Consider the following 20,665-nt stretch of genomic DNA (forward strand, 5'->3'; position numbering starts at 1 on the left):
GCCGCGCACGCGTCGCTCACGTCATGGCTCCTTCCAGCGGGGCGGCCGTGCGCGAGCGCAGCCACCAGTCGCGCAGGCCCCAGAGGACGAGCGCGCCGTAGATGACGTAGACGAAGCCGGAGAAGGCGTAGCCGTTGGCGAAGTTGAGCGGGACGCCGACGAGGTCGACGAGCAGCCAGGCGAACCAGAACTCGACCATGCCGCGGGCCTGGGCGTACATGGCGACGACGGTGCCGACGAAGATGTACGCGTCGGGCCAGGGGTCCCAGGAGAGGTTCGGGTACGCGGTGAAGAGCAGGGCGACCGCGACGGTGCCGGCGGCGGCCGCGACGGTCATGGCGGCCCGCTCGCGCCAGGTGGCGAAGCGCACCGCGATGTGGCCGTCCGCGCCCTGTCCCTTGCCGCGCTGCCACTGCCACCAGCCGTAGAGCGCCACGAGCATGACGACGACCTGCTTGCCGGCGCTGCCGGTGAGGTGGCCGAAGAAGGCGCCGAAGAGGATCAGGCCGGCGAGGAACTGCACGGGCCAGGTCCAGACGGAACGGCGCCAGCCGAGGGCCAGGGCGACCAGACCGAAGACGTTGCCGATCATGTCGGACCAGATGATGTGCTGGCCGAAGGCCGTGAACGCCTCGGAGTTGAGCCAGTTCACTTGCCGTTCTCCTGTGCGTTCGGGCCGAGCAGCCGCTCGACATACTTGGCGATGACGTCGACCTCGAGGTTGACCGGGTCGCCGGGCTGCTTGATGCCGAGCGTGGTCAGCGCGAGGGTGGTGGGGATGAGGCTGATGGTGAACCAGTCGTCGGCGACCTCGACGACGGTGAGGCTGACGCCGTCGACCGTGATGGAGCCCTTCTCGACGACGTAGCGGGCGAGCGGGGCGGGCAGGCCGACCTTGACCAGCTCCCAGTGCTCGGAGGGGGTGCGTTCCAGGACGGTGCCGGTGCCGTCGACGTGGCCCTGGACGATGTGGCCGCCGAGGCGTCCGCCGACGGCCATGGGCCGCTCCAGGTTGACGCGGGAGCCGACGTCCAGGGCGCCCAGCGAGGAGCGCTTGAGGGTCTCGGCCATCACGTCGGCGGTGAACTCGCCGTCGCCGTGTTCCACGACCGTGAGACAGACGCCGTTGACGGCGATCGAGTCGCCGTGCTGGGCGCCCTCGGTGACGAGCGGGCCGCGCAGTCGGAAACGGGAGGCGTCCTCCAGCTGCTCGACGGCGACGACCTCGCCCAGCTCTTCGACGATTCCGGTGAACACGGTCAGGCTCCCTTGGGGGTCGTGACGACGGGGGTCGCGGTGATGCGGATGTCGGGTCCGATGCGCACGGTCTCGGTGACGTCGAGGCGCAACGCGTCGGTGATGGTGGTGATTCCGGCGTCGGCAAGGGCGGAAGGGCCCGCGCCGAGGAGGACCGGGGCGAGGTAGCCGACGACCTGGTCGACGGCTCCCGCGGCGAGGAAGGCGCCGGCGAGGGTGGGGCCGCCTTCGAGGAGGACGGAGCGGACGCCGCGGGTGTGCAGGGCGTCGAGGAGGGCGGTGACGTCGAGGCCGCGCTCGGCGCGCGGCAGCCGGACGACGTCGGTGAGCGTGGTCTCGGCGTCCTCGGCGACGGCGATCAGGGTGGGGGCGGCGGCGTCGAGGACGCGGGCGCCGGGCTTGACGGCGGTGGCCTCGGTGTCGACGACGACGCGCAGCGGCTGTACGGCGCCCTCGACGCCGCGGACGGCGAGGTGGGGGTCGTCGGCGCGGGCGGTTCCGGAGCCGACGACGACGGCGTCGGCCTCGGCGCGCAGCCGGTGGACGTCGGCGCGGGAGTCGGCGGAGCTGATCCAGCGGGAGGTGCCGTCGGCGGCGGCGATCCGGCCGTCGAGGGTGGCGGCGTACTTCCAGCGGACGAAGGGGCGGCCGCGGCGCACGGAGGTGAGCCAGGCGAGGTTGCCCGTCTCGGCCTCGGCCTCGAGGAGGCCCTGGCCGACCTGGATCCCGGCCGCGCGCAGGGTGTCGGCACCTCCGGTGGCCTGCGGGTTCGGGTCGCCGACCGCGTACACGACGCGGGCGACGCCGGCCTCGATGAGGGCCTGGGCGCAGGGGCCGGTGCGGCCGGTGTGGTTGCAGGGTTCGAGGGTGACGTACGCGGTGCCGCCGCGGGCCTGCTCGCCGGCCGCGCGCAGGGCGTGCACTTCGGCGTGCGGGCCGCCGGCGCGCTGGTGCCAGCCCTCGCCGACGGGCCGGCCGGAGGCGTCCGTGACGACGCAGCCGACGACCGGGTTGGGACTGGTGGAGCCGAGACCGCGGGCGGCGAGCGCGATCGCGCGTCGCATGGCGGTGATGTCGGCCTGGGTGGCCACCGGGTCCTCCTGCCTCTTCGGGCACGGACTCCGGGGCTGTCGATGACGACAGGGAGCGGGTACGACGCCTCGCGCAGGGTGTGCCGAGGCCGGGTCCCCGGTGCGCCGGCACCCGGGACGGGTACGGCGACCAGCGGACGTACGGCCGACGCACCCCTTGCCGGGGTCGCCCGCCGCGCACTGCCTCCCATCCGGACTTTCACCGTCGGTCCAGGAATCTCACCTGGTCAACCGGCCGCTGGCTGCGGACGGGTCGCGGACTATACCGCCGGTTCGGAATTACACCGACCCCGGAGTGCGCTGCTGCTGATACAGGGCCAGTGTGCCACGGCCGGGAACCGGCCATGCGGGTGAGGCCCTGTGGGCTGGCTCACAACTCGCCATGGCCCTGCCACAGCCTGTCACGGATTTCCTCGTTGGTCCAGACCTATTGACGCACTGGTCTAGTCCTCTTAATCTCCGTGTCACCTCCGAGGTAACGGCCCGTCGGCGTGCGCACTCCACGGGCCCAACACGACCCATCCCCTTGTTCGTTGTGTTCTTCCCCCAGCGTCGCTCGCGGCGCGCGGGGCCCAAACCTCCCTTGGAGGAACCGATCGTGTTGTCCCCCACCCAGAAGAGGGCCTCGCTGCTCGCTTCCGGCGCCGCCGTCGCCGGGCTGCTGATCAGCTCCCTCGCCGCGGGCGGCGTCTCGTACGCCGCCGACAACGAGTCCTGTCGCCCCGACGGCCTCTACAAGACGCCCGGCGTCGACGTCCCGTACTGCTCGGTCTACGACACCGAGGGCCGCGAGAAGATGGGCGCGGACCACCAGCGCCGGGTCATCGGCTACTTCACGAGCTGGCGTACCGGCAAGAACGGCCAGCCCGCCTATCTCGCCAAGGACATCCCGTGGGACAAGATCACCCACGTCAACTACGCCTTCGGCCACGTCGGCGGCGACAACAAGCTGTCCGTGGGAGCCGACGGACCGGACAACGCGTCCACCGGGATGACCTGGCCCGGCGTCGCGGGCGCCGAGATGGACCCGGAGTTTCCCTACAAGGGCCACTTCAACCAGCTGAACAAGTTCAAGAAGCAGCACCCGAACGTCAGGACGCTGATCTCGGTCGGCGGCTGGGCGGAGACCGGCGGCTACTTCGACGACAACGGCGACCGCGTGAACTCCGGCGGCTTCTACTCGATGGCCACCAACGCCGACGGCTCGGTCAACCAGGCGGGCATCGACACGTTCGCGAACTCCGCGGTCGACTTCATCAGGAAGTACGGCTTCAACGGCGTCGACATCGACTACGAGTACCCGACGACGATGAAGGACGCGGGCAACCCGCTCGACTGGCAGGTCGCCAACGCGCGCCGGGCGGGCCTCGTCAAGGGCTACGCCGCCCTGATGAAGTCCCTGCGCGAGAAGCTCGACAGGGCCGGCGCCGCCGACGGCAGGCACTACCTGCTGACCGTCGCCGCGCCCTCCTCCGGCTACCTGCTGCGCGGCATGGAGACCTTCCAGGTGCAGAAGTACCTGGACTACGTCAACATCATGTCCTACGACCTGCACGGCGCCTGGAACGAGTACGTCGGCCCGAACGCCTCGCTCTTCGACGACGGCAAGGACGGCGAGCTCGCCGCGGCCAACGTCTACGGCTCCGCGCAGTACGGCAACATCGGCTACCTCAACACCGACTGGGCGTACCACTACTTCCGCGGCTCCATGCCGTCCGGCCGGATCAACATCGGCCTGCCGTACTACACCCGCGGCCACAAGAACGTGCAGGGCGGCACCGACGGTCTGTGGGGCAAGGCCGCCGCGACCAGCTGCCCGGCCGGGGCCGGTCTGACCAAGTGCGGTGACGGCGCCGTCGGCATCGACAACCTGTGGCACGACAAGGACACCAACGGGCAGGAGTCGCCCGCGGGTTCCAACCCGATGTGGCACGCCAAGAACCTCGAGAAGGGCATCGTCGGCGACTACGTCACGCAGTACGGCTTCCCGGCGAACACCACGCTGACCGGCACCTACGCCCGCAAGTACGACTCCACGCTGGTCGCCCCGTGGCTGTGGAACGCCCAGAAGAAGGTCTTCCTGTCCACCGAGGACGAGCAGTCGGTGGCCGCCAAGGCCGACTACGTGGTCGACCGCGGCATCGGCGGCACGATGATCTGGGAGCTGGCCGGCGACTACGGCTGGAACGCGGCCAAGGGCCAGTACGAGATGGGCGACACGCTCACCTCGCTGATGTACGACAAGTTCAAGGCCGCCACCCCCTACGGCGCGAAGAAGAGCAACAAGGCGCTGCCGACCCAGGCCGTGAACGTGGGCGTGGAGTTCACCGAGTTCAAGCTGGGCGACTCCAACTACCCGATCACCCCGAAGATCAAGATCACCAACAACACCGCCACCGCGCTGCCGGGCGGCACGGAGTTCCAGTTCGACTACGGCACCTCGGCGCCGAGCAACGCCTCCGACCAGTCCGGTTTCGGCACCAAGGTGATCAGCAGCGACCACACGGGCAGCAACGTCGGCGGCCTGAAGGGCGACTTCCACCGGGTCTCCCTGAAGCTCCCGGCCTGGCAGTCGCTGGCCCCGGGCGCCTCGGTCGACCTGGCCTTCAACTACTACCTGCCGGTCTCGACCCCGTCGAACTGGACGGTGAACATCAACGGCACGACGTACGCGCTCGCCGGTGACCTGGCGCGCGGCACGACGACGGTGGAGCCGGGCACCACGACCCCGCCCACCACGCCGCCGACGACGGAGCCCACGACCCCGCCGACCACTCCCCCGACCACCCCGCCCACGACCCCGCCGACGACGCCGCCCACGGGCTGCACCGCCCCGGCGTACGTGGCCGGCCAGGTCTACAACGGCGGTTCGCTGGTCTCCCACAAGGGCCACACCTGGAAGGCCCAGTGGTGGACCCAGAACGAGGAGCCGGGTACGACCGGCGAGTGGGGCGTCTGGAAGGACCAGGGCGCCTGCTGACCTGAAGGACCAGGGCTCCTGCTGACCGACGGAACGAAGCCTCCCGTCAACGCATGAAACCCCCGGCGGCGGTTCTCACGGCCCTTGCCGCCGCCGGGTCTCCCCCGTCGCGCCGCGTCCCCCTGTCCGGGACGCGGCGCGGTGGCGTTCGGGGCGCTCGGGGCGTTGGGAGGTGCTCGGGGCGCTCGGGGCGTTCGGGGCGTTCGGGAGGACGAGAGGCAGGGAGTTTCGAGGTCGGGGAGCTTCGGGAGCGGGAACGGTGGCGGTGGCGGGAGCGGTGGCGGTGGCGCCGTCCTTACGGGAAGAGCTCGTCCTGCGCCGCGTCGCGGGCCCGCAGCAGCGCGCCCCGCAGGACCGCCGCGTCGCCGAGGGTGGTGGCGCGCACCTCGGTGCGCAGCGGTGAGAGCGAGGTGAGGACGGCCTCGACGCGGGCGGCGAGCTCCTGCCCGCCCTGGTGACCGGTCTCGCCGGCCAGGACCACGCAGCCGGGGTCCAGGACGGAGACGACCGCGGCCGCGCCGATCGCCAGGCGGTGGGCGAGGGCATCGAGGAACGGGCCGTGCCCGGAGGTGAGCGCCGTGGCGGGGGCGAGGCCGTGGGCGGCGGCCAGGGCGTCGACGGCGGCGACGCAGGCCAGCTCGTGGAAGCCGCCGTCGCAGCCGGTGGCCGAGGGCAGCCCGGAGGTGCCGGGGACGGGCAGGAAGCCGATCTCGCCGGCGCCGCCGGAGGCGCCGCGGCGCAGCCTGCCGCCGAGGACGACCGCCGCGCCGACGCCCTGGCCGAGCCAGAGGAGGACGAAGTCGTCCCGGTCGCCGGCCGCGCCCTCGCGCAGTTCGGCGAGGGCGGCGAGGTTGGTCTCGTTCTCGACCAGGACGCGGGCCGGGAGCCGCTCCTGGAGGACGCCGATGAGCCGGCGGTGCCAGGCAGGCAGTCCGGTGGAGTCGCGCAGCTCGCCGGTGGCCGGGTCGATGAGGCCGGGTGCGCCGACGGCCACGGTGTGGAGCCGGGCCACGCCGGCCCGCTTCGCGGTCCGCTCCAGGAGGGTGACGGCCCGCTCGACGGCGGTGCCGGTGCCGTCGGCGTCGCCGACGGGGGCGGCCGCCTCCGCGAGCGGGGTGCCGACGAGGTCGGTGACGGTGACCGAGACGGAGCGCGTGCGGACGTCGAGGGCGGCGAGGTGGGCGCGGTCGGCGACGATCCCGTAGAGCTTGGCGTTGGGGCCGCGGCGGTCGGCTCCGGACTCGCCGACGACATGGACGAGTCCCGAGCCCCGGAGCCGTTCGACGAGGTCGGCGACGGTGGGCCGGGACAGTCCGGTGCGGGTCTTGAGCTGGGCGGCCGTCAACGGGCCCTCGTCCTGGAGCAGTCGCAGGGCGAGCCGGTCGTTGATGGCCCGCGCGGTGCTCGGGGATGCGGCCATGCGGCGATCCTCTCAGACTGGCCGGAGGCGTTCCGGGTACCGGCGTACGGCCGTCCGGCGCGGCCCGTCGCCCCGGGCCTCTGCGGACACTATTTATCAGGCAGGGTTCCTGATAGTTTACGGCCCGTCGAGGACGACCACTCCGGGGAGGGCCCATGACGGCGCAGACCGTCTTCACCAGCGAGCGGCTGCGGCGCGCCCGTTTCGCCGTCGCCGCCGTCTTCTGCGTCCACGGCGCGGTCACCGGCAGCTTCGCCACCCGCATTCCCTGGATCCAGGACCACGCGGGCGTCGGCGCGGGCGCGCTCGGGCTCGCCCTCGCGTTCCCGGCGATCGGCGCCTCGCTCGCGATGCCCCTCGCCGGCGCGATCAGCCACCGCTTCGGCGCCCGGAACGCGCTGCGCGGTCTGCTCGTGCTGTGGACCCTGTCCCTGACGCTGCCCTCGCTCGCGCCGAACGTCTACGGCCTGTGCGCGGCCCTGTTCGTCTACGGCGCCACGGCCGGCATGTCCGACGTCGCCATGAACGCGCTCGGCGTCGAGACCGAGAACCGGCTCGGCCGCTCCATCATGTCCGGGCTGCACGGCATGTGGAGCGTGGGCGCCCTGATCGGCTCGGCCGCCGGCACCGTCGCCGCGCACCTCGGCGGCGACGCCCGGCTGCACCATCTGGTCGCCGCGCTCGCCTTGACCGCGCTCGGTCTGGCCGCCTGCCAGGGCGTGCTCGACCTGCAGAGCGCGCCGGAGGAGGAGGCGCCGCCGCGGTTCTCGCTGCCGCCGCGATCCGCCCTGGTCATCGGCGCGATCGGGTTCTGCGGGGTGTTCGCGGAGGGTGCCAGCCTGGACTGGTCGGCGGTCTACCTGAAGGAGGAACTGGGCACCTCCGCCGGTCTCGCCGCCGCCTCCACCACGGCCTTCGCCCTGACCATGGCCGTGGCACGGCTGGCCGGCGACCGGGTGGTGGACCGCTTCGGGGCGGTGCGCACGGTGCGCGTCGGCGGCGTGGCCGCGACCGCCGGCGGTCTGCTCGTGGTGTTCGCCCCGCACGTGGCCCTGGCGCTGGCGGGTTTCGGCCTCATGGGGCTCGGTGTGGCGGTCGTCGTCCCGCTGGCGTTCGCCGCAGCCGGCCGCAGCGGCCCCAACCCGAGCCAGGCCATCGCGGGCGTCGCCACCATCACGTACACCTCGGGCCTCATCGCCCCCTCGGCGATCGGCGGCATCGCGGACGCGACCTCGCTGGCCTTCTCCTTCGGACTGGTGACCCTGCTGGCCTTCGGTCTGGTGCTGGGGGCGGGTGTGCTCAGGACCGGCGAGCGGCGGACGGCGGGGGCGGCGGAGCGCGGCGCCGTCGAAAAGGTCCGCTGACCCTCGGCACCGCCGAAGTGGTCCGCCGGCCCACGGCACCGCCGAAGGGGTCCGCCGGCCCACGGCGCCCGCGGTCCGCTGCCCCGGGGCGGACCGGGTGCTCCGTGGGCCCGCGGCGCCCGGGTCCTGTCCGGCCTGTCGGGACCGGACAGGACCTACCATATGGCTGATCTTTTTCGGTCACTGCACGACAGGACCGAAAGACGTCCCCTCCCCGCGATCCCGACCCACGGAAACTGGAGCGAGCACATGAGCCTCGGCGTGCGCTGGACCCTGCACGGCGACGGGAGGACACCCGCTCCGAGAGCAGTCGTCCGTCCGGACGAACGCCTCTCCTGGCCCCGTACGGCCGGGCTCGGCGCCCAGCACGTGGTGGCGATGTTCGGAGCCTCCTTCGTCGCCCCCGTCCTCATGGGCCTCGACCCCAACCTCGCGATCATGATGTCCGGTGTCGCCACCGTGATCTTCCTGCTCGCGACCCGCGGCACGGTCCCGTCGTACCTGGGCTGCTCGCTCTCCTTCGTGGGCGTCGCCGCCGCCATCCGGGCCTCCGGCGGCAGCAGCGCGACCGTGACCGGCGCGGTGTTCGTGGTCGGCGCGGTGCTGTTCCTCGCGGGCCTCGCGGTGAGGAGGTTCGGGGCGCGGATCATCCACGCGGCCATGCCGCCGGTCGTCACCGGCGCGGTCGTCATGCTGATCGGCTTCAACCTGGCCCCGGTCACGGCCGCCACGTACTGGCCTCAGGACCAGTGGACGGCGCTGCTGGTGATGCTGTTCACCGGCCTCGCCGTGGTCTGCCTGCGCGGCTTCTGGTCCCGCATCGCGATCTTCCTCGGCCTCGTCTTCGGCTATGCCGTCTCCTGGGTCTTCGACCTGGTCTTCGGGAAGATCCATTCGACGGGGGCGGACGGCCGGGTCACCGACCACTGGCGACTCGACCTCTCCGGCGTCTCCCAGGCCGACTGGATCGGCCTGCCCACCCTGCACGGCCCCAGCTTCGAGTGGTCCGCGATCCTCGTGGCCCTGCCCGTGGTGATCGCCCTCATCGCCGAGAACGCCGGGCACGTCAAGGCCGTCGGCGAGATGACCGGCGACCCGCTGGACGACAAGCTCGGCACCGCGATCGCCGCCGACGGCGCCGCCTCCATGCTGTCCACCGCCGTGGGCGGCCCGCCGAACACCACGTACTCCGAGAACATCGGTGTCATGGCCGCGACCCGGGTCTACTCCACCGCCGCCTACTGGGCCGCGGCCGGCTTCGCCCTGCTCTTCGGCCTCTGCCCGAAGTTCGGCGCGGTCGTCGCCGCCATCCCCGGCGGCGTGCTCGGCGGCATCACCGTCATCCTCTACGGCATGATCGGCCTGCTCGGCGCCCAGATCTGGACCAACGCCCGGGTCGACCTGCGCAACCCGCTCAACCTGGTGCCCGCCGCGGCCGGCATCATCATCGGCGTCGGCGGCGTGAAGCTCACGTTCACCGACACCTTCGAGCTCGGCGGCATCGCGCTCGGCACCATCGTCGTCATCACCGGCTACCACGTGCTGGGCGCCTTCGCACCCGCCCACCTCAAGCAGCAGGAGCCGCTCCTGGACTCCGGCACCAGCTCGTACGAGGGCACCACGGGCGAGGAGCCCACGGCGAAGTCCTGACACATTCGCCCGTTCTGGGGAAGCCGGGTGGCGGAACACCGCCGTCCGGCCTCTCTGCTGCCACCCTGCAGCCATGGCATACACGGCGCAGACGCAGGACATCCAGCTCGGGCCGTTCACGGCCGTCGACCCCGTGGTGGACCGGATGCGGGCCATCCGCTCGGCCTGGCACCCGGCCGACGGCGTCGCCGTGTTCAACCGGGTCTATCTGACGGTCACCGAGGAGATCGGCCGGGCCATCGAGTCCGGATCCTTCGCCGACCGGCGGGCGGCCGCCACCCTGGACGTACGGTTCGCCCAGCGCTATCTCGAGGTCGTCGACGCCGTCGCGGCCGGCGGCCGGGCCCCGGCCTGCTGGCGGCCGCTCTTCCACTACCGGCGGCATCCCGGCGTACGGCCGCTGCAGTTCGCGCTCGCCGGGATCAACGCCCACATCGGCCACGACCTGGCCCTCGCGGTGGTCGACACCTGCCGCACCCTGGAGTGCGCGCCCGCGGACCTGGAGGACGAGTTCGACCGGGTCGGCGACGTCCTGGTCCTCCTGGAGGAGCGCATCCGCGAGGAACTGATGCCGGGCCCGGACCTCCTGGAGATCGCGGACCCGCTGACGCATCTGCTCGGCTGCTGGAGCCTGGACCGGGCCCGCGACGGGGCCTGGTTCGCCGCCCGCTCGCTGTGGCAGCTGCGGCGGCTGCCCGACCTGGCCGAGGAGTTCACCGAACGCCTCGACCGGTCGGTGGGCCTGGTGGGACGGATGCTGCTCACGCCCCTGGCCAGGCCCTGAGGCCCCGACGGCCTGGGGGCCGTGAGCCGCGGAGGCCCTGGACCGGGCCCTGGGGGATCAGTCCTCCGGCAGCTCGACCGGGGCGATCTCGTCGTACACGTCGCCCGGGCCCGGGTTGGTGGCGTCGGTGGCGCCGCCGAAGTGGTGCATCACGCCCCACACCGCGTTGAGCGCCGTCTGCACCGCGCCCTCGGCCCAGCCGGCCGTCCACGAGATGTCGTCGCCCGCGAGGAAGATGCCCCGCTTGTCCTCGGGCAGCCGGTCCTGCATGAAGTGGGTGAACAGGCGGCGCTGGTAGCGGTAGTGACCCGGCAGGTTGGCCTTGAAGGCGCCCATGAAGTAGGGCTCGTTCTCCCAGGACACGGTCACCGGGTTGCCGATGATGTGCTTCCGGATGTCGACCTTCGGGTAGATCTCGCCGAGCGACTTGAGCATGACCTCCATCCGCTCGTTCGCGGACAGCGGCAGCCACTTCAGGCTGTCGTCGCACCACGTGTACGAGAGGCAGATGACGGCCGGCTTGTCCGGGCCGTCGTCCAGCAGGTACGTGCCGCGGGTCATCCGGTCGGTCAGCGTCATCGACATGACGTCACGCCCGGTCGGATTGCCCTCGTCGTCGACGGCCTTGTCCAGCCAGAACGGCCGGTCGACCGGCACGAACAGCTTCGAGGACTCCATGTAGTGGGTCCGCTCGATCGCCGTCCAGTGGTCGATCGGGAAGAGCGAGTCGTCACAGGCGATCTTGGACAGCAGCATCCAGGACTGGGCGGTGAAGATCGCCGCCTGGTAGGTGCGGATGTCGCCGGAGGCGTCGGTGACCGTGATCCGGTTGCCGGAGGTGCGGTTCAGCCGGGTGACGGCCGGGCGCGGGTCGCCCTCGTGCAGCGAGGCGAGCGAGGTGCCCAGCGGCCAGTGGACGATCTTCTGCGGCTCGCGCTCCCAGAGGCGCAGCGGCAGCTGCTGCGAGCCGCCGACGATGCCGCGGTGGTGGTCGTCGGCCTCGGTGTAGACGACCCGCAGGATCTCCAGGATGGAGTTCGGGAAGTCGGTGTCCCAGCCGCCGGTGCCGAAGCCGACCTGACCGAAGATCTCGCGGTGCCGGAAGGACTTGAAGGCCTCCGACTCGCAGAGGAAGCCGTAGAAGGTCTGGTTGTCGAGCTTCTCGACGAGCTTCGCCCAGATCTCGCGGATGCGCGGCACGTCACGCTCGCGCATGGCGCGGTTCATGTCGGAGAAGTCGGCGCCCTCGTCGAGGCACTTGTTCCAGGCCGCGGCGACGTCACGGTAGACCTGCGGCAGGTCGTCGATGGTCTCGGCGTAGTGCGACTCGCCCTTGAGGTCGACGACGGTCGAGGGCGTGGCCTCGGCCAGCGGGTTCGGGAACGGCCTGGTCGTCAGGCCCACCAGGTCGATGTAGTGCTGGAGCGCCGTGGACGAGGGCGGGAAGCGCATCGCGCCCATCTCGGCGGTCAGGCCGTCGGTCTCCGGGCCCTCGAAGCCGACGGTGCGCAGCCGGCCGCCGATCTGGTCGGCCTCGTACACGACGGGCTTGAGGCCCATCTTCATCAGCTCGTACGCCGCGATGATGCCGGACAGGCCGCCGCCGATGACCGCGACCTCGGTGCCGTGCTCGGTCGCGGGTATCTGCCCGAGGCCGGCCGGGTGGGCCAGATAGTCGTCGTAGGCGTACGGGAAGTCCGGACCGAACATCGTGATCGGGGGCTGGCCGTCGGTGTGCTGGACGGCGGTGGGCACCGTGGACGTCATGGGGTACGGACTCCTTGCACGGAAACAGGGGTGGAGCGGGTGGGAGGGCGGAGGGGCGGCGCTCAGGTCCGGTCGTCGGTCAGCGCGCCGTAGAGGCCGGGCCGCCGGTCGCGGAGGTACGGGTTGAGCGCGCGGGACGCGGCGAGGACGTCGGGGTCGACGTCACCGAACACGAGGTCCTCGCCCTGGCCGGCCCGGGCCCGGGCGGTGCCGTCGGGGGCGGCGAGGGCGGACCGGCCGACGAACGCGAAGTCGCCCTCGGGTCCGGTCCGGTTGGCGTACGCGATGTAGAGCTGGTTCTCGAAGGCGCGTACGGGGACCACGGCGTCGGGCACGATCTCGGCGGGGTGCATGAGCGCGGTCGGCACGAGGAGGAGGTCCGTGCCGGCCAGCGCCTGCGCCCGGACGTTCTCCGGGAACTCGACGTCGTAGCAGATCATCAGGCCGACGGTGAGTCCGCCGAGCTCCGCCTGGACGACGCTCCGGTCTCCGGGCGTGAACCACTTCAGCTCGAAGTCGCCGAAGAGGTGGGTCTTGCGGTAGTTCGCCAGCAGGGTGCCGTCGGCACCGACGAGCCGGGCCGCGTTGTAGACGACGCCGTGCCGCTCGGTGTCGCGCTCCGGATAGCCGTAGGCGACGGCCAGGCCGTGGCGGGCGGCGATCCCGGCGGCGGCGCGGGCGGACGGGCCGTCGGCCGGCTCGGCCAGGCGGGCGATGTCGGCGCCGATGGCGTAGCCGGTGAGGAAGAGCTCGGGTGCGACCAGCAGCCCGGCCCCCGCGGCGGCGGCACGGGCCGCGGCCTCATCGAGGAGCTTCAGATTCGCGGCGACGTCACCGAGCTGTCCGGAGCTCTGGAGCAGGGCGGTGCGCAGCGCGGGCATGGCGTTCCTCGTGGGGGCGGAGGGGAGGGTGAGACTTCCAAAGGAAGACGTCAAAAACGGTACGGTTTCGGACTCACCCGGGACAAGGCGAGACCGTTGCGGACCGACCGTCGAACCGTTGCGCGATCTCCGGTGACCGCGGCGAATCGTTGCGCGCCGCTCCGCCCGCGGGCGGAGGACTCCCCCCGCCGCACGGCGGAGACCAGGACCCTGCCGCGGCCCGACGCCCCGGCGCGGCCGGCTGCGGAAGAGGGGAGGCCGGTACGACGGAGGGACCGCTCCACGGGGGTGGGCGGTCCCTTCGTCGGTACGGGTCCGGGCCCGTCGGTCCGGGTCCGAGCTCATCGCACCGGGCTCGCCGGTCCGGGTTCTGTCCCGTCCGGGCCGTCGGGCCTGGCCGGTGCGTCCGCTACGCGGGCGAGCCGGAGGAGAAGCGCCGCAGCAGCGGCGAGAGCACCAGGACGGACTTGGTGCGCTCCACGAAGGGCTCGCCCGCGATCCGCTCCAGGACGCGCTCGAAGTGGCGCATGTCGGAGGCGAAGACCTGGACGACGGCGTCCGCGTCACCGGTGACGGTCGACGCGGACACCACCTCCGGATACCGCTCCAGCCCTCGCCGGATGTCCTCCGGCGAGGTGTTGTGGCGGCAGTAGATCTCGACGAACCCCTCGGTCTCCCAGCCGAGCGCCGCCGGGTCCACCCGTACGGTGAAGCCGGTGATGGCGCCCTCGGCGCGGAGCCGGTCCACGCGTCGCTTCACGGCGGGCGCGGAAAGACCGACCAGCGAGCCGATGTCGGCGTAGCTGCGGCGGGCGTCTTCCGCGAGGGCGTGGACGATGCGTTCGTCGAGGTCGTTGAGTCGCACTACGGGTGGATCACTTCTCTGCTGGAGCCTCTGCCACGGCCGGTGCCGTGGCCAGTCGGGAGCGGCGCATGCCGTACAGGAAGTAGAACACGAGACCCGCGATCATCCAGCCGCCGAACCACATCCAGGTGATGGCCGGAAGGCTGAACATCATGTAGCCGCAGAAGAGGAAGCCCAGGATCGGGGTCACCGGGAAGAGCATCACCTTGAAGGTGCGGTTCATCTCGGGCCGCGTGTAGCGCAGGACCACGACCGCGACGTTGACCAGCGCGAAGGCGAACAGCGTGCCGATGCTCGTGGCGTTGGCCAGTTCGCCCAGCGGGATGAACGCGGCGAGGCCGCCGCAGAAGAGCGAGACGATCACGGTGTTGGCGCGCGGGGCCCCGGTCTTGGCGTCGACCTTGGCGAAGACCTTGGGCGCGAGGCCGTCACGCGACATCGCGAAGAGGATGCGGGTCTGGCCGTAGAGGACGGCGAAGACGACGCTGGCGATGGCGACGACCGCGCCCGCCGCGAGCACGACGCCCCAGAAGCTCTGTCCGGTGACGTCCTTCATGATCTGGGCGAGGGCCGCCTCGGTGCCCTCGAAGTCCTGCCACGGCATGGCGCCGACCGCGACCAGGGCGACCAGGCAGTACAGCACGGTGACGATCAGCAGCGAGAGCATGATCGCACGCGGCAGGTCCCGCTTGGGGTTCTTGGCCTCCTCACCGGCGGTGGAGGCGGCGTCGAAGCCGATGTACGAGAAGAACAGGGTGGCCGCCGCGGCGCTGATGCCGGTCACACCGAGCGGGGCCAGCGGGGCGTAGTTGCCCGCCTTGATGCCCATGAAGCCGATGCCGATGAAGAGCAGCAGCGTGACGATCTTCACCGCGACCATGATCGTGTTGATGCGGGCGCTCTCCTTCGCGCCACCCATCAGGAAGACCATCGCGAGGAGGACCACGACGAGGGCCGGGAGGTTGATGAACCCGCCCTCGCCGAGCGGCGCGGAGACGGCGTCGGGGATGGTCACCCCGATGGTGCCGTCGAGCAGCTCGTTGAGGTACTCGCCCCAGCCGACCGCCACGGCGGCGACGGAGACGCCGTACTCCAGGACCAGGCACCAGCCGCAGACCCAGGCGATGAGCTCACCCATCGTTGCGTACGCATACGAGTACGAGGAACCCGAGACCGGTATGGAGCCGGCCAGCTCGGCGTAGGAGAGCGCCGAGAAGAGGGCGGTGAGGCCCGCGATGACGAACGAGATCGCGACCGCGGGGCCGGCGAGCGGGGTCGCCTCGCCGAGCACCACGAAGATGCCGGTGCCGAGCGTCGCACCGATGCTGATCATGGTCAGCTGCCACATCGTGAGCGAGCGGCGGAGCGAGCCGCCCTCGCCCTGTCCACCCTCCGCGACCAGGGCTTCGACCGGCTTGCGGCGGGTGAGGGCGGAGAGCCCGGTGGTCTTGCGGGCGGTCGTGACGTTCGTGTCGTCGACCGGTGGGGCTGCGCCGTGGTCCAGCACTGCGGAGGCTCCTTATCGCTGCCTGTAGACGAAGCGGGACCGCGGCGGTGCGCGGGCGTGCGAAGACAGCCCACGGGGGAAGGGGAAACCGCCGAGCAGGCGGTCGCCGCCACTCCTGGTACGAGGCACGAGCCTAAGGCCCCGGGCTTCGCATCCGTAATGCAGGGTTGTTGCGCAGTCGCGGATGATCATTGCGCGCTTGCGGCACAGACGGGGAAACATTGCGCTCCCCCGCATGAATCGACACATCGGGGGCGTACGGAGGCCCGCGCGGGTGAAGGGACTCCTTGTGGCGCACGTCCCGCGCCGCACCCGCCGGAACGGAGGTACGAGGTGAGCTGGCTGGAGCCCGGACCCTTCCTGCGCGGTACGGCCTGGCGGGACGGTGACCGGCCCGTCCGGGCCGATCCGGCGGACCTGCAACGGCTGCCCTGGGACATCGCCCAGCGGGCCGCGCTGCCGATCGGCGTGCGGGTGGAGTTCACGGCCGCGCCGGGGACCCGGGCCGTGCTGCTGCGGTACCGCGCGGCCCTTCCGCTCGCCGGTGACGCGCTGCGGGCGCTGCGGCACGGCTTCCAGCTATGGCGGGGCACGGACTGTGTCGCCGAGGTCTTCGCCCGGCCCGCGGAGGAGGGCTCCGTGCGCATCGAACTCCCGCCGGGCGGCGGCGAGTTCACCGTCCATCTGCCCGAGGGCCAGGCGCCGGTCGTGCGCGGTCTGCGCGCGGTCGGCGGCGTCGTCTCGCCCGCCCCGCGCCGCCCGCGCTGGCTGGTCCACGGCGACTCGATCACCGAGGGCTGGTGGGCCACCCGCCCGGCCCGCTCCTGGCCCGCGACGGCGGGCCGGCTGCTCGGTCTCGACCCGGTCAACCTCGGCTACGCGGGCGGCGCACGCGGCGAACTCCCGCTCGCCGAGCAGCTCTCCCGTCTCCCGGGCGAGCTGATCACGCTCGCCTTCGGCACGAACTGCTGGGGGACGGTGCCGTTCTCGGCCTCGCTGATGTACGAGACCACGCGGGCGTTCCTGGCGCTCGTGCGGCGGGGTCATCCCACGACCCCGGTCCTCCTCCTCTCCCCCGTCCTGCGGCCGGAGGCGGAGGCGACGCCGAACGGGATGGGCGCGACGCTGGTGGAGCTGCGCGCGGCCATGGAGCGGGCGGCGCGGGACCGGGTCGGCGCGGGCGACGGACGGCTCGCCGTCCTGCCGGGACGCGGCCTCCTGCGTCCGGAGCACCTGGCCGACGGCCTCCACCCGAACGACGCGGGGCACGCCGTGCTGGGCGCCGCGGTGGCGCGTGCCCTGCGCGAGGCGGGCTTCGCGCCGCCCACCGCCTCCACGGGCCCCGCGGGCCGCGTGGACACGCGGAGGGCCGGGAAGCCCGCAGAAGGCGCTCCAGGGCCCTTGTGAGGGGCCCGAGGGCGGGAGGGGGCGGCCCCCCGTACGGGGAAGGGGCGCAGGGGAACGCCGCGGGCCCCCGGGAGTGGTCTCCCGGGGGCCCGCGGCGTCGGAGCGTGGGGCTCAGCTCCAGCTGGCGTGCAGCGGCTTGCCCTCCGCGTAACCGGCGGCGGACTGGATGCCGACGACGGCGCGCTCCTCGAACTCGGCGAGGTTGCTCGCACCGGCGTAGGTGCAGGAGGAACGGACACCGGCGATGATCGAGTCGATCAGGTCCTCGACGCCCGGGCGCTGCGGGTCGAGGAACATGCGCGAGGTGGAGATGCCCTCCTCGAACAGCGCCTTGCGGGCGCGGTCGTACGCGGACTCGTCGCTCGTGCGGTTCTTCACGGCACGGGCGGAGGCCATGCCGAAGGACTCCTTGTAGGCACGGCCCTTGGCGTCGTGCTGGAGGTCGCCCGGGGACTCGTACGTGCCGGCGAACCAGGAGCCGATCATGACGTTGGACGCGCCGGCGGCGAGCGCCATGGCGACGTCGCGCGGGTGACGGACACCGCCGTCGGCCCAGACGTGCTTGCCGTACTTCTTCGCCTCGGCGGCGCACTCCAGGACGGCGGAGAACTGCGGGCGGCCCACACCGGTCATCATGCGGGTGGTGCACATGGCGCCGGGGCCCACACCGACCTTGATGATGTCCGCGCCGGCCTCGACGAGGTCCTTGACGCCCTCGGCGGCGACGATGTTGCCGGCCACGATCGGGACCTGCGGGTCCAGGGCGCGGACGGCCTTGATCGCGTTGATCATCGACTCCTGGTGGCCGTGCGCGGTGTCGATGACGAGCGTGTCCACGCCCGCGTCGAGGAGCTGCTTGGCCTTGCCGACGAAGTCGCCGTTGATGCCGACGGCGGCGGCGATGCGCAGCCGGCCGTTCGCGTCGACGGCCGGGGTGTAGAGGGTCGCGCGCAGCGCGCCCCGGCGGGTGAGGATGCCGACCAGCTTGCCGTCGGCGTCGACGGCCGGGGCGTAGCGGCGGTTGGCGGAGTCGAGGGTGTGGAAGGCCTCGCGCGGCTCGATGCCGGCGTCGAGGAGCAGCAGGTCCTTCGACATGACCTCGGACAGCTGGGTGAAGCGGTCCACGCCGGACAGGTCGGCGTCGGTGACGACACCCACCGGGCGGCGGTCCTCGTCGACGACGACACCGGCCTCGTGCGCGCGCTTCGGCAGCAGCGAGAGGGCGTCGGCGACCGTCTGGTGCGGCTCCAGGACGATCGGGGTGTCGAGGACCAGGTGGCGGGACTTGACCCAGCCGATGACGTCGGTGACGACCTCGATCGGGATGTCCTGCGGGATGACGACCAGGCCGCCGCGGCGGGCGACGGTCTCGGCCATGCGGCGGCCCGCGATGGCGGTCATGTTGGCCACGACCAGCGGGATCGTCGTACCGGTTCCGTCCGGCGAGGAGAGGTCCACGCCCTGGCGGGAACCGACGGCCGAGCGGCTCGGCACCATGAACACATCGTCGTACGTGAGGTCGTACGGCGGCTTGACGTCATTGAGGAAACGCACGTGCTGACATCCCAGTCGTTCGGATCGGCCCCTAGGCATTTCAGCCAGGGGAAAAAGCACGTAGTTCATTGTCCCACGCCGGGGGCGCGGGGCGGTGCGGGCGGATCGTCCGAGTCTTGTGCGGGGGTGCTTGTCCGATCCTCCAGATGGGCGAGGTCTCCGCCCAGCGAGAGGAGGACCGCGAGACCGGCGGAGCTGGCCCGGGCCGCCGCGGAGAACACCTCCTCGGCGACGGACCATTCGTCCGGTGCGGCCTCGGCATAAGACTGCCAGCCCGTCACCACGATCGCCATGGGTTCGCGCATGCCGGAGAGGCAGTCGGCGAGGGCGTCCCAGTTGCGGCCGAACCAGACGGGCAGCGGGAGGGCGCGGACGCAGCGGTCGAGGAAGGCGTTCTTGTCGGTGACCCCGTGCAGGTCGAGGACGACGGCGTCATCGATCCTCATCCGCGACCACCTCCCTGAAGCTGCGGTAGTGGTCGTCCGTGTAGTACGTCTCCCCCTGCCGCCCGGTGACGATGCGCCGCGGCCCGCGGTCGCGTCCGCCCGGGGTCCTGACCGTGTACTCGCGGTAGTAGCCGCGCTCGCGCCGGGGCAGGACGCGCTCGAAGTTCGAGAAGACGGTGCCGTCCTTGGCGTACGGGAAGGGGCCGCCCTTCCGGATGAGGGCGAGGGTCGTGCGCGCCTCGGGCGGCAGGTCCGCCTCGCGCACGGTGGGGAGGCCGGAGGAGGGCGTGCGGCGGCCCGGGGGGTCCGCGGAGGAGCGGGAGGAGGCCGCGGGGAGACCGGAGGTGGCGGTGGACGCGACGGCCGCGGTGCGGGTCGTGGCGGCGGGGTCGCCCGGGCCGGTGGCGCCGCCGGAGCAGCCGGTGAGGCCCGTCAGGAACAGCGAGAGCCCGGCCAGGAGGGTGAGGCCGAGCCGGGCGCTGCGAAGGATCATGGCCCCGATGCTGCCATCGCCGGGGCCGGCCCGCCGTGCGGGCGCGCCCACCGGGCGACGGGCGGGCGCGGTCGCGGGCGGGCCGCGGAGTCAGATGCCGTCGGGGTCCGCGCGGTCGAGTGCGGGGCGCGGGCCGGGGCTGGACTCGGTGAGCAGGTGGTCGGCCGCGGACCGGTCGGTCACCAGGCTGGTGACGAGACCGGAGCGGAGCACCGCGCCGATCGCCGCCGCCTTGCGCTGGCCGCCCGCGATGGCGACGACCTCGGGGATCCGGCGCAGCCGGTCCGCCTCGACGGTGATGCAGCGTTCCCCGAGGTCCCGGCCGACCCGGCGGCCCTCGGCGTCGAAGAGGTGCGCGGACATCTCGGCGGCGACGCCGAGCGAGGCGTAGTGGGCGCGCTCGGCGTCGGAGAGCATGTCGTGGACGGTCGAGATGCCCGGCTCCCAGGAGCCGATGGAGACGCAGGCGACGGTGACCTTGTCGAAGTACTCGAAGGCCCGCGCGATGCCGGTCTGGCTGCGCAGGGCGTTGGCGGTGGCCGCGTCCGGCAGCAGCATCGGCGCGTAGATCGGGTGGGCCTCGCCGCCGGAGACCTGGGCGGCGCGGCGCACCGCCTCCACCGAGCCGCGCTCGGCCGTGCCCGCGTCGTACACGCCGGTGAGCTGGACGACGGTGCAGGGCGGCAGCCGGTCGAGGGCGGCGGCCATGTGGATGGTGGAGCGGCCCCAGGCGAGGCCCAGGACGTCGCCCTCGGTGACCAGCTCGCCGAGGAGGTCGGCCGCGACCTCGCCGAGGTTCTCGGGGTCGGGCGACTCGTCCTCGCCCTCGGCCGGCGACTCGACGACGACGGCGTGACGCAGCCCGTAGCGGGCGCGCAGCGCGTCGGAGCGCTCGGCATCCAGTTCGGCCGGCACGCGGATCTCGATGCGGACGAGGTCGCGCTCCAGGGCGGTCTCCAGGACCCGGGCCACCTTGAAGCGGCTCACGCCGAACTCCTCGGCGATCTGGATCTTGGATTTGCCCTCGAGGTAGAAGCGGCGCGCCATGGCCGCCGCCTGCACGAGTTCCGCGGGTCCCATGCGCAGGGCCGACCGTCCCGCCGACATACCCGCCACCGCGATCTCCTCACTGCTGTTCACGTACGGCTGCCGCGTGCCCCCGGCGCGCTTCGTCGCTGCGCCGGGGCCGCTGCTTCTGC

17 protein-coding genes and 1 riboswitch are annotated in these 20,665 nt (G+C 72.3%); of the genes, 5 read left to right on the forward strand and 12 right to left on the reverse strand.

Annotation, left to right across the window (positions count from 1 at the left end):
- Positions 1 to 16 precede the first annotated feature (16 nt).
- Genes ESG85_RS08345 through ribD form a run of 3 tightly spaced genes read right to left on the reverse strand, consistent with a single transcriptional unit; the run spans position 17 to position 2,348 of the window.
- Positions 17 to 652, reverse strand: a complete 636-nt coding sequence (locus ESG85_RS08345; RefSeq protein ID WP_128977409.1) for a nicotinamide mononucleotide transporter family protein — start codon at positions 650 to 652, stop codon at positions 17 to 19.
- The gene (locus ESG85_RS08350; protein WP_128977410.1) at positions 649 to 1,257 is read right to left on the reverse strand and encodes a riboflavin synthase; all 609 of its coding nucleotides are present in this window, start codon (positions 1,255 to 1,257) and stop codon (positions 649 to 651) included. The genes ESG85_RS08345 and ESG85_RS08350 overlap by 4 nt, the downstream gene beginning before the upstream one ends.
- A 2-nt stretch (positions 1,258 to 1,259) precedes the next feature.
- Complete coding sequence (ribD, locus tag ESG85_RS08355; RefSeq protein ID WP_128977411.1) at positions 1,260 to 2,348, reverse strand: bifunctional diaminohydroxyphosphoribosylaminopyrimidine deaminase/5-amino-6-(5-phosphoribosylamino)uracil reductase RibD; 1,089 nt, start codon at positions 2,346 to 2,348, stop codon at positions 1,260 to 1,262.
- A gap of 173 nt (positions 2,349 to 2,521) precedes the next feature.
- Positions 2,522 to 2,651: riboswitch (FMN riboswitch) on the reverse strand.
- 295 nt (positions 2,652 to 2,946) lie between these two features.
- Here ribD and ESG85_RS08360 point away from each other — a divergent pair.
- A complete protein-coding gene (locus ESG85_RS08360) occupies positions 2,947 to 5,328 on the forward strand; it encodes a chitinase C-terminal domain-containing protein (RefSeq protein ID WP_164986192.1) in 2,382 nt (793 codons plus the stop codon).
- A 295-nt stretch (positions 5,329 to 5,623) separates the two neighbouring features.
- Here ESG85_RS08360 and ESG85_RS08370 read toward each other — a convergent pair whose 3' ends face one another.
- Positions 5,624 to 6,748 carry an ROK family transcriptional regulator gene (locus ESG85_RS08370; protein ID WP_128977414.1) on the reverse strand — a complete coding sequence of 375 codons (1,125 nt, stop codon included), beginning with the start codon at positions 6,746 to 6,748 and terminating at the stop codon, positions 5,624 to 5,626.
- A 155-nt stretch (positions 6,749 to 6,903) separates the two neighbouring features.
- On the opposite strand from ESG85_RS08370, the gene ESG85_RS08375 reads away from it, so the two are divergent.
- From ESG85_RS08375 to ESG85_RS08385, 3 genes are all read left to right on the forward strand, one after another.
- On the forward strand, positions 6,904 to 8,112 hold the full coding sequence (locus tag ESG85_RS08375; protein ID WP_128977415.1) for an MFS transporter: 1,209 nt from the start codon (positions 6,904 to 6,906) through the stop codon (positions 8,110 to 8,112).
- 249 nt (positions 8,113 to 8,361) lie between these two features.
- The gene (locus ESG85_RS08380) at positions 8,362 to 9,762 is read left to right on the forward strand and encodes a uracil-xanthine permease family protein (protein ID WP_128977416.1); all 1,401 of its coding nucleotides are present in this window, start codon (positions 8,362 to 8,364) and stop codon (positions 9,760 to 9,762) included.
- 73 nt (positions 9,763 to 9,835) lie between these two features.
- Positions 9,836 to 10,546, forward strand: a complete 711-nt coding sequence (locus ESG85_RS08385) for a DUF5995 family protein (protein ID WP_128977417.1) — start codon at positions 9,836 to 9,838, stop codon at positions 10,544 to 10,546.
- Positions 10,547 to 10,603: 57 nt separating this feature from the next.
- Here the strand turns inward: ESG85_RS08385 and ESG85_RS08390 are convergent, their stop codons facing one another.
- From ESG85_RS08390 to ESG85_RS08405, 4 genes are all read right to left on the reverse strand, one after another.
- Positions 10,604 to 12,313 carry a flavin monoamine oxidase family protein gene (locus tag ESG85_RS08390; protein ID WP_128977418.1) on the reverse strand — a complete coding sequence of 570 codons (1,710 nt, stop codon included), beginning with the start codon at positions 12,311 to 12,313 and terminating at the stop codon, positions 10,604 to 10,606.
- A gap of 62 nt (positions 12,314 to 12,375) precedes the next feature.
- Positions 12,376 to 13,194 (reverse strand): carbon-nitrogen hydrolase family protein, encoded by an 819-nt coding sequence (locus ESG85_RS08395; protein ID WP_128977419.1) that lies wholly within the window; start codon positions 13,192 to 13,194, stop codon positions 12,376 to 12,378.
- A gap of 409 nt (positions 13,195 to 13,603) precedes the next feature.
- Positions 13,604 to 14,059, reverse strand: coding sequence for an Lrp/AsnC family transcriptional regulator (locus ESG85_RS08400; RefSeq protein ID WP_030691274.1), 456 nt, complete (start codon positions 14,057 to 14,059; stop codon positions 13,604 to 13,606).
- 10 nt (positions 14,060 to 14,069) lie between these two features.
- Positions 14,070 to 15,566 carry an amino acid permease gene (locus tag ESG85_RS08405; protein WP_128977420.1) on the reverse strand — a complete coding sequence of 499 codons (1,497 nt, stop codon included), beginning with the start codon at positions 15,564 to 15,566 and terminating at the stop codon, positions 14,070 to 14,072.
- Positions 15,567 to 15,899: 333 nt separating this feature from the next.
- Here ESG85_RS08405 and ESG85_RS08410 point away from each other — a divergent pair, with 333 nt between their 5' ends.
- Complete coding sequence (locus ESG85_RS08410; protein ID WP_246094885.1) at positions 15,900 to 16,973, forward strand: GDSL-type esterase/lipase family protein; 1,074 nt, start codon at positions 15,900 to 15,902, stop codon at positions 16,971 to 16,973.
- 111 nt (positions 16,974 to 17,084) lie between these two features.
- On the opposite strand, the gene ESG85_RS08415 is transcribed toward ESG85_RS08410, so the two are convergent.
- From ESG85_RS08415 to ESG85_RS08430, 4 genes are all read right to left on the reverse strand, one after another.
- A complete protein-coding gene (locus ESG85_RS08415) occupies positions 17,085 to 18,527 on the reverse strand; it encodes a GuaB1 family IMP dehydrogenase-related protein (RefSeq protein ID WP_164986193.1) in 1,443 nt (480 codons plus the stop codon).
- Positions 18,528 to 18,592: 65 nt separating this feature from the next.
- Positions 18,593 to 18,973: a barstar family protein gene (locus ESG85_RS08420; RefSeq protein WP_128977423.1), complete on the reverse strand. Its 381-nt coding sequence runs from the start codon at positions 18,971 to 18,973 to the stop codon at positions 18,593 to 18,595.
- Positions 18,960 to 19,466: a guanyl-specific ribonuclease gene (locus ESG85_RS08425; protein ID WP_128977424.1), complete on the reverse strand. Its 507-nt coding sequence runs from the start codon at positions 19,464 to 19,466 to the stop codon at positions 18,960 to 18,962. The genes ESG85_RS08420 and ESG85_RS08425 overlap by 14 nt, the downstream gene beginning before the upstream one ends.
- Before the next feature lie 90 nt (positions 19,467 to 19,556).
- Positions 19,557 to 20,606, reverse strand: a complete 1,050-nt coding sequence (locus tag ESG85_RS08430) for a sugar-binding transcriptional regulator (protein ID WP_128977425.1) — start codon at positions 20,604 to 20,606, stop codon at positions 19,557 to 19,559.
- Positions 20,607 to 20,665: the final 59 nt, after the last annotated feature.

The organism is Streptomyces roseicoloratus, from assembly GCF_004117935.1.
Classification (GTDB): Bacteria; Actinomycetota; Actinomycetes; order Streptomycetales; family Streptomycetaceae; genus Streptomyces; species Streptomyces roseicoloratus.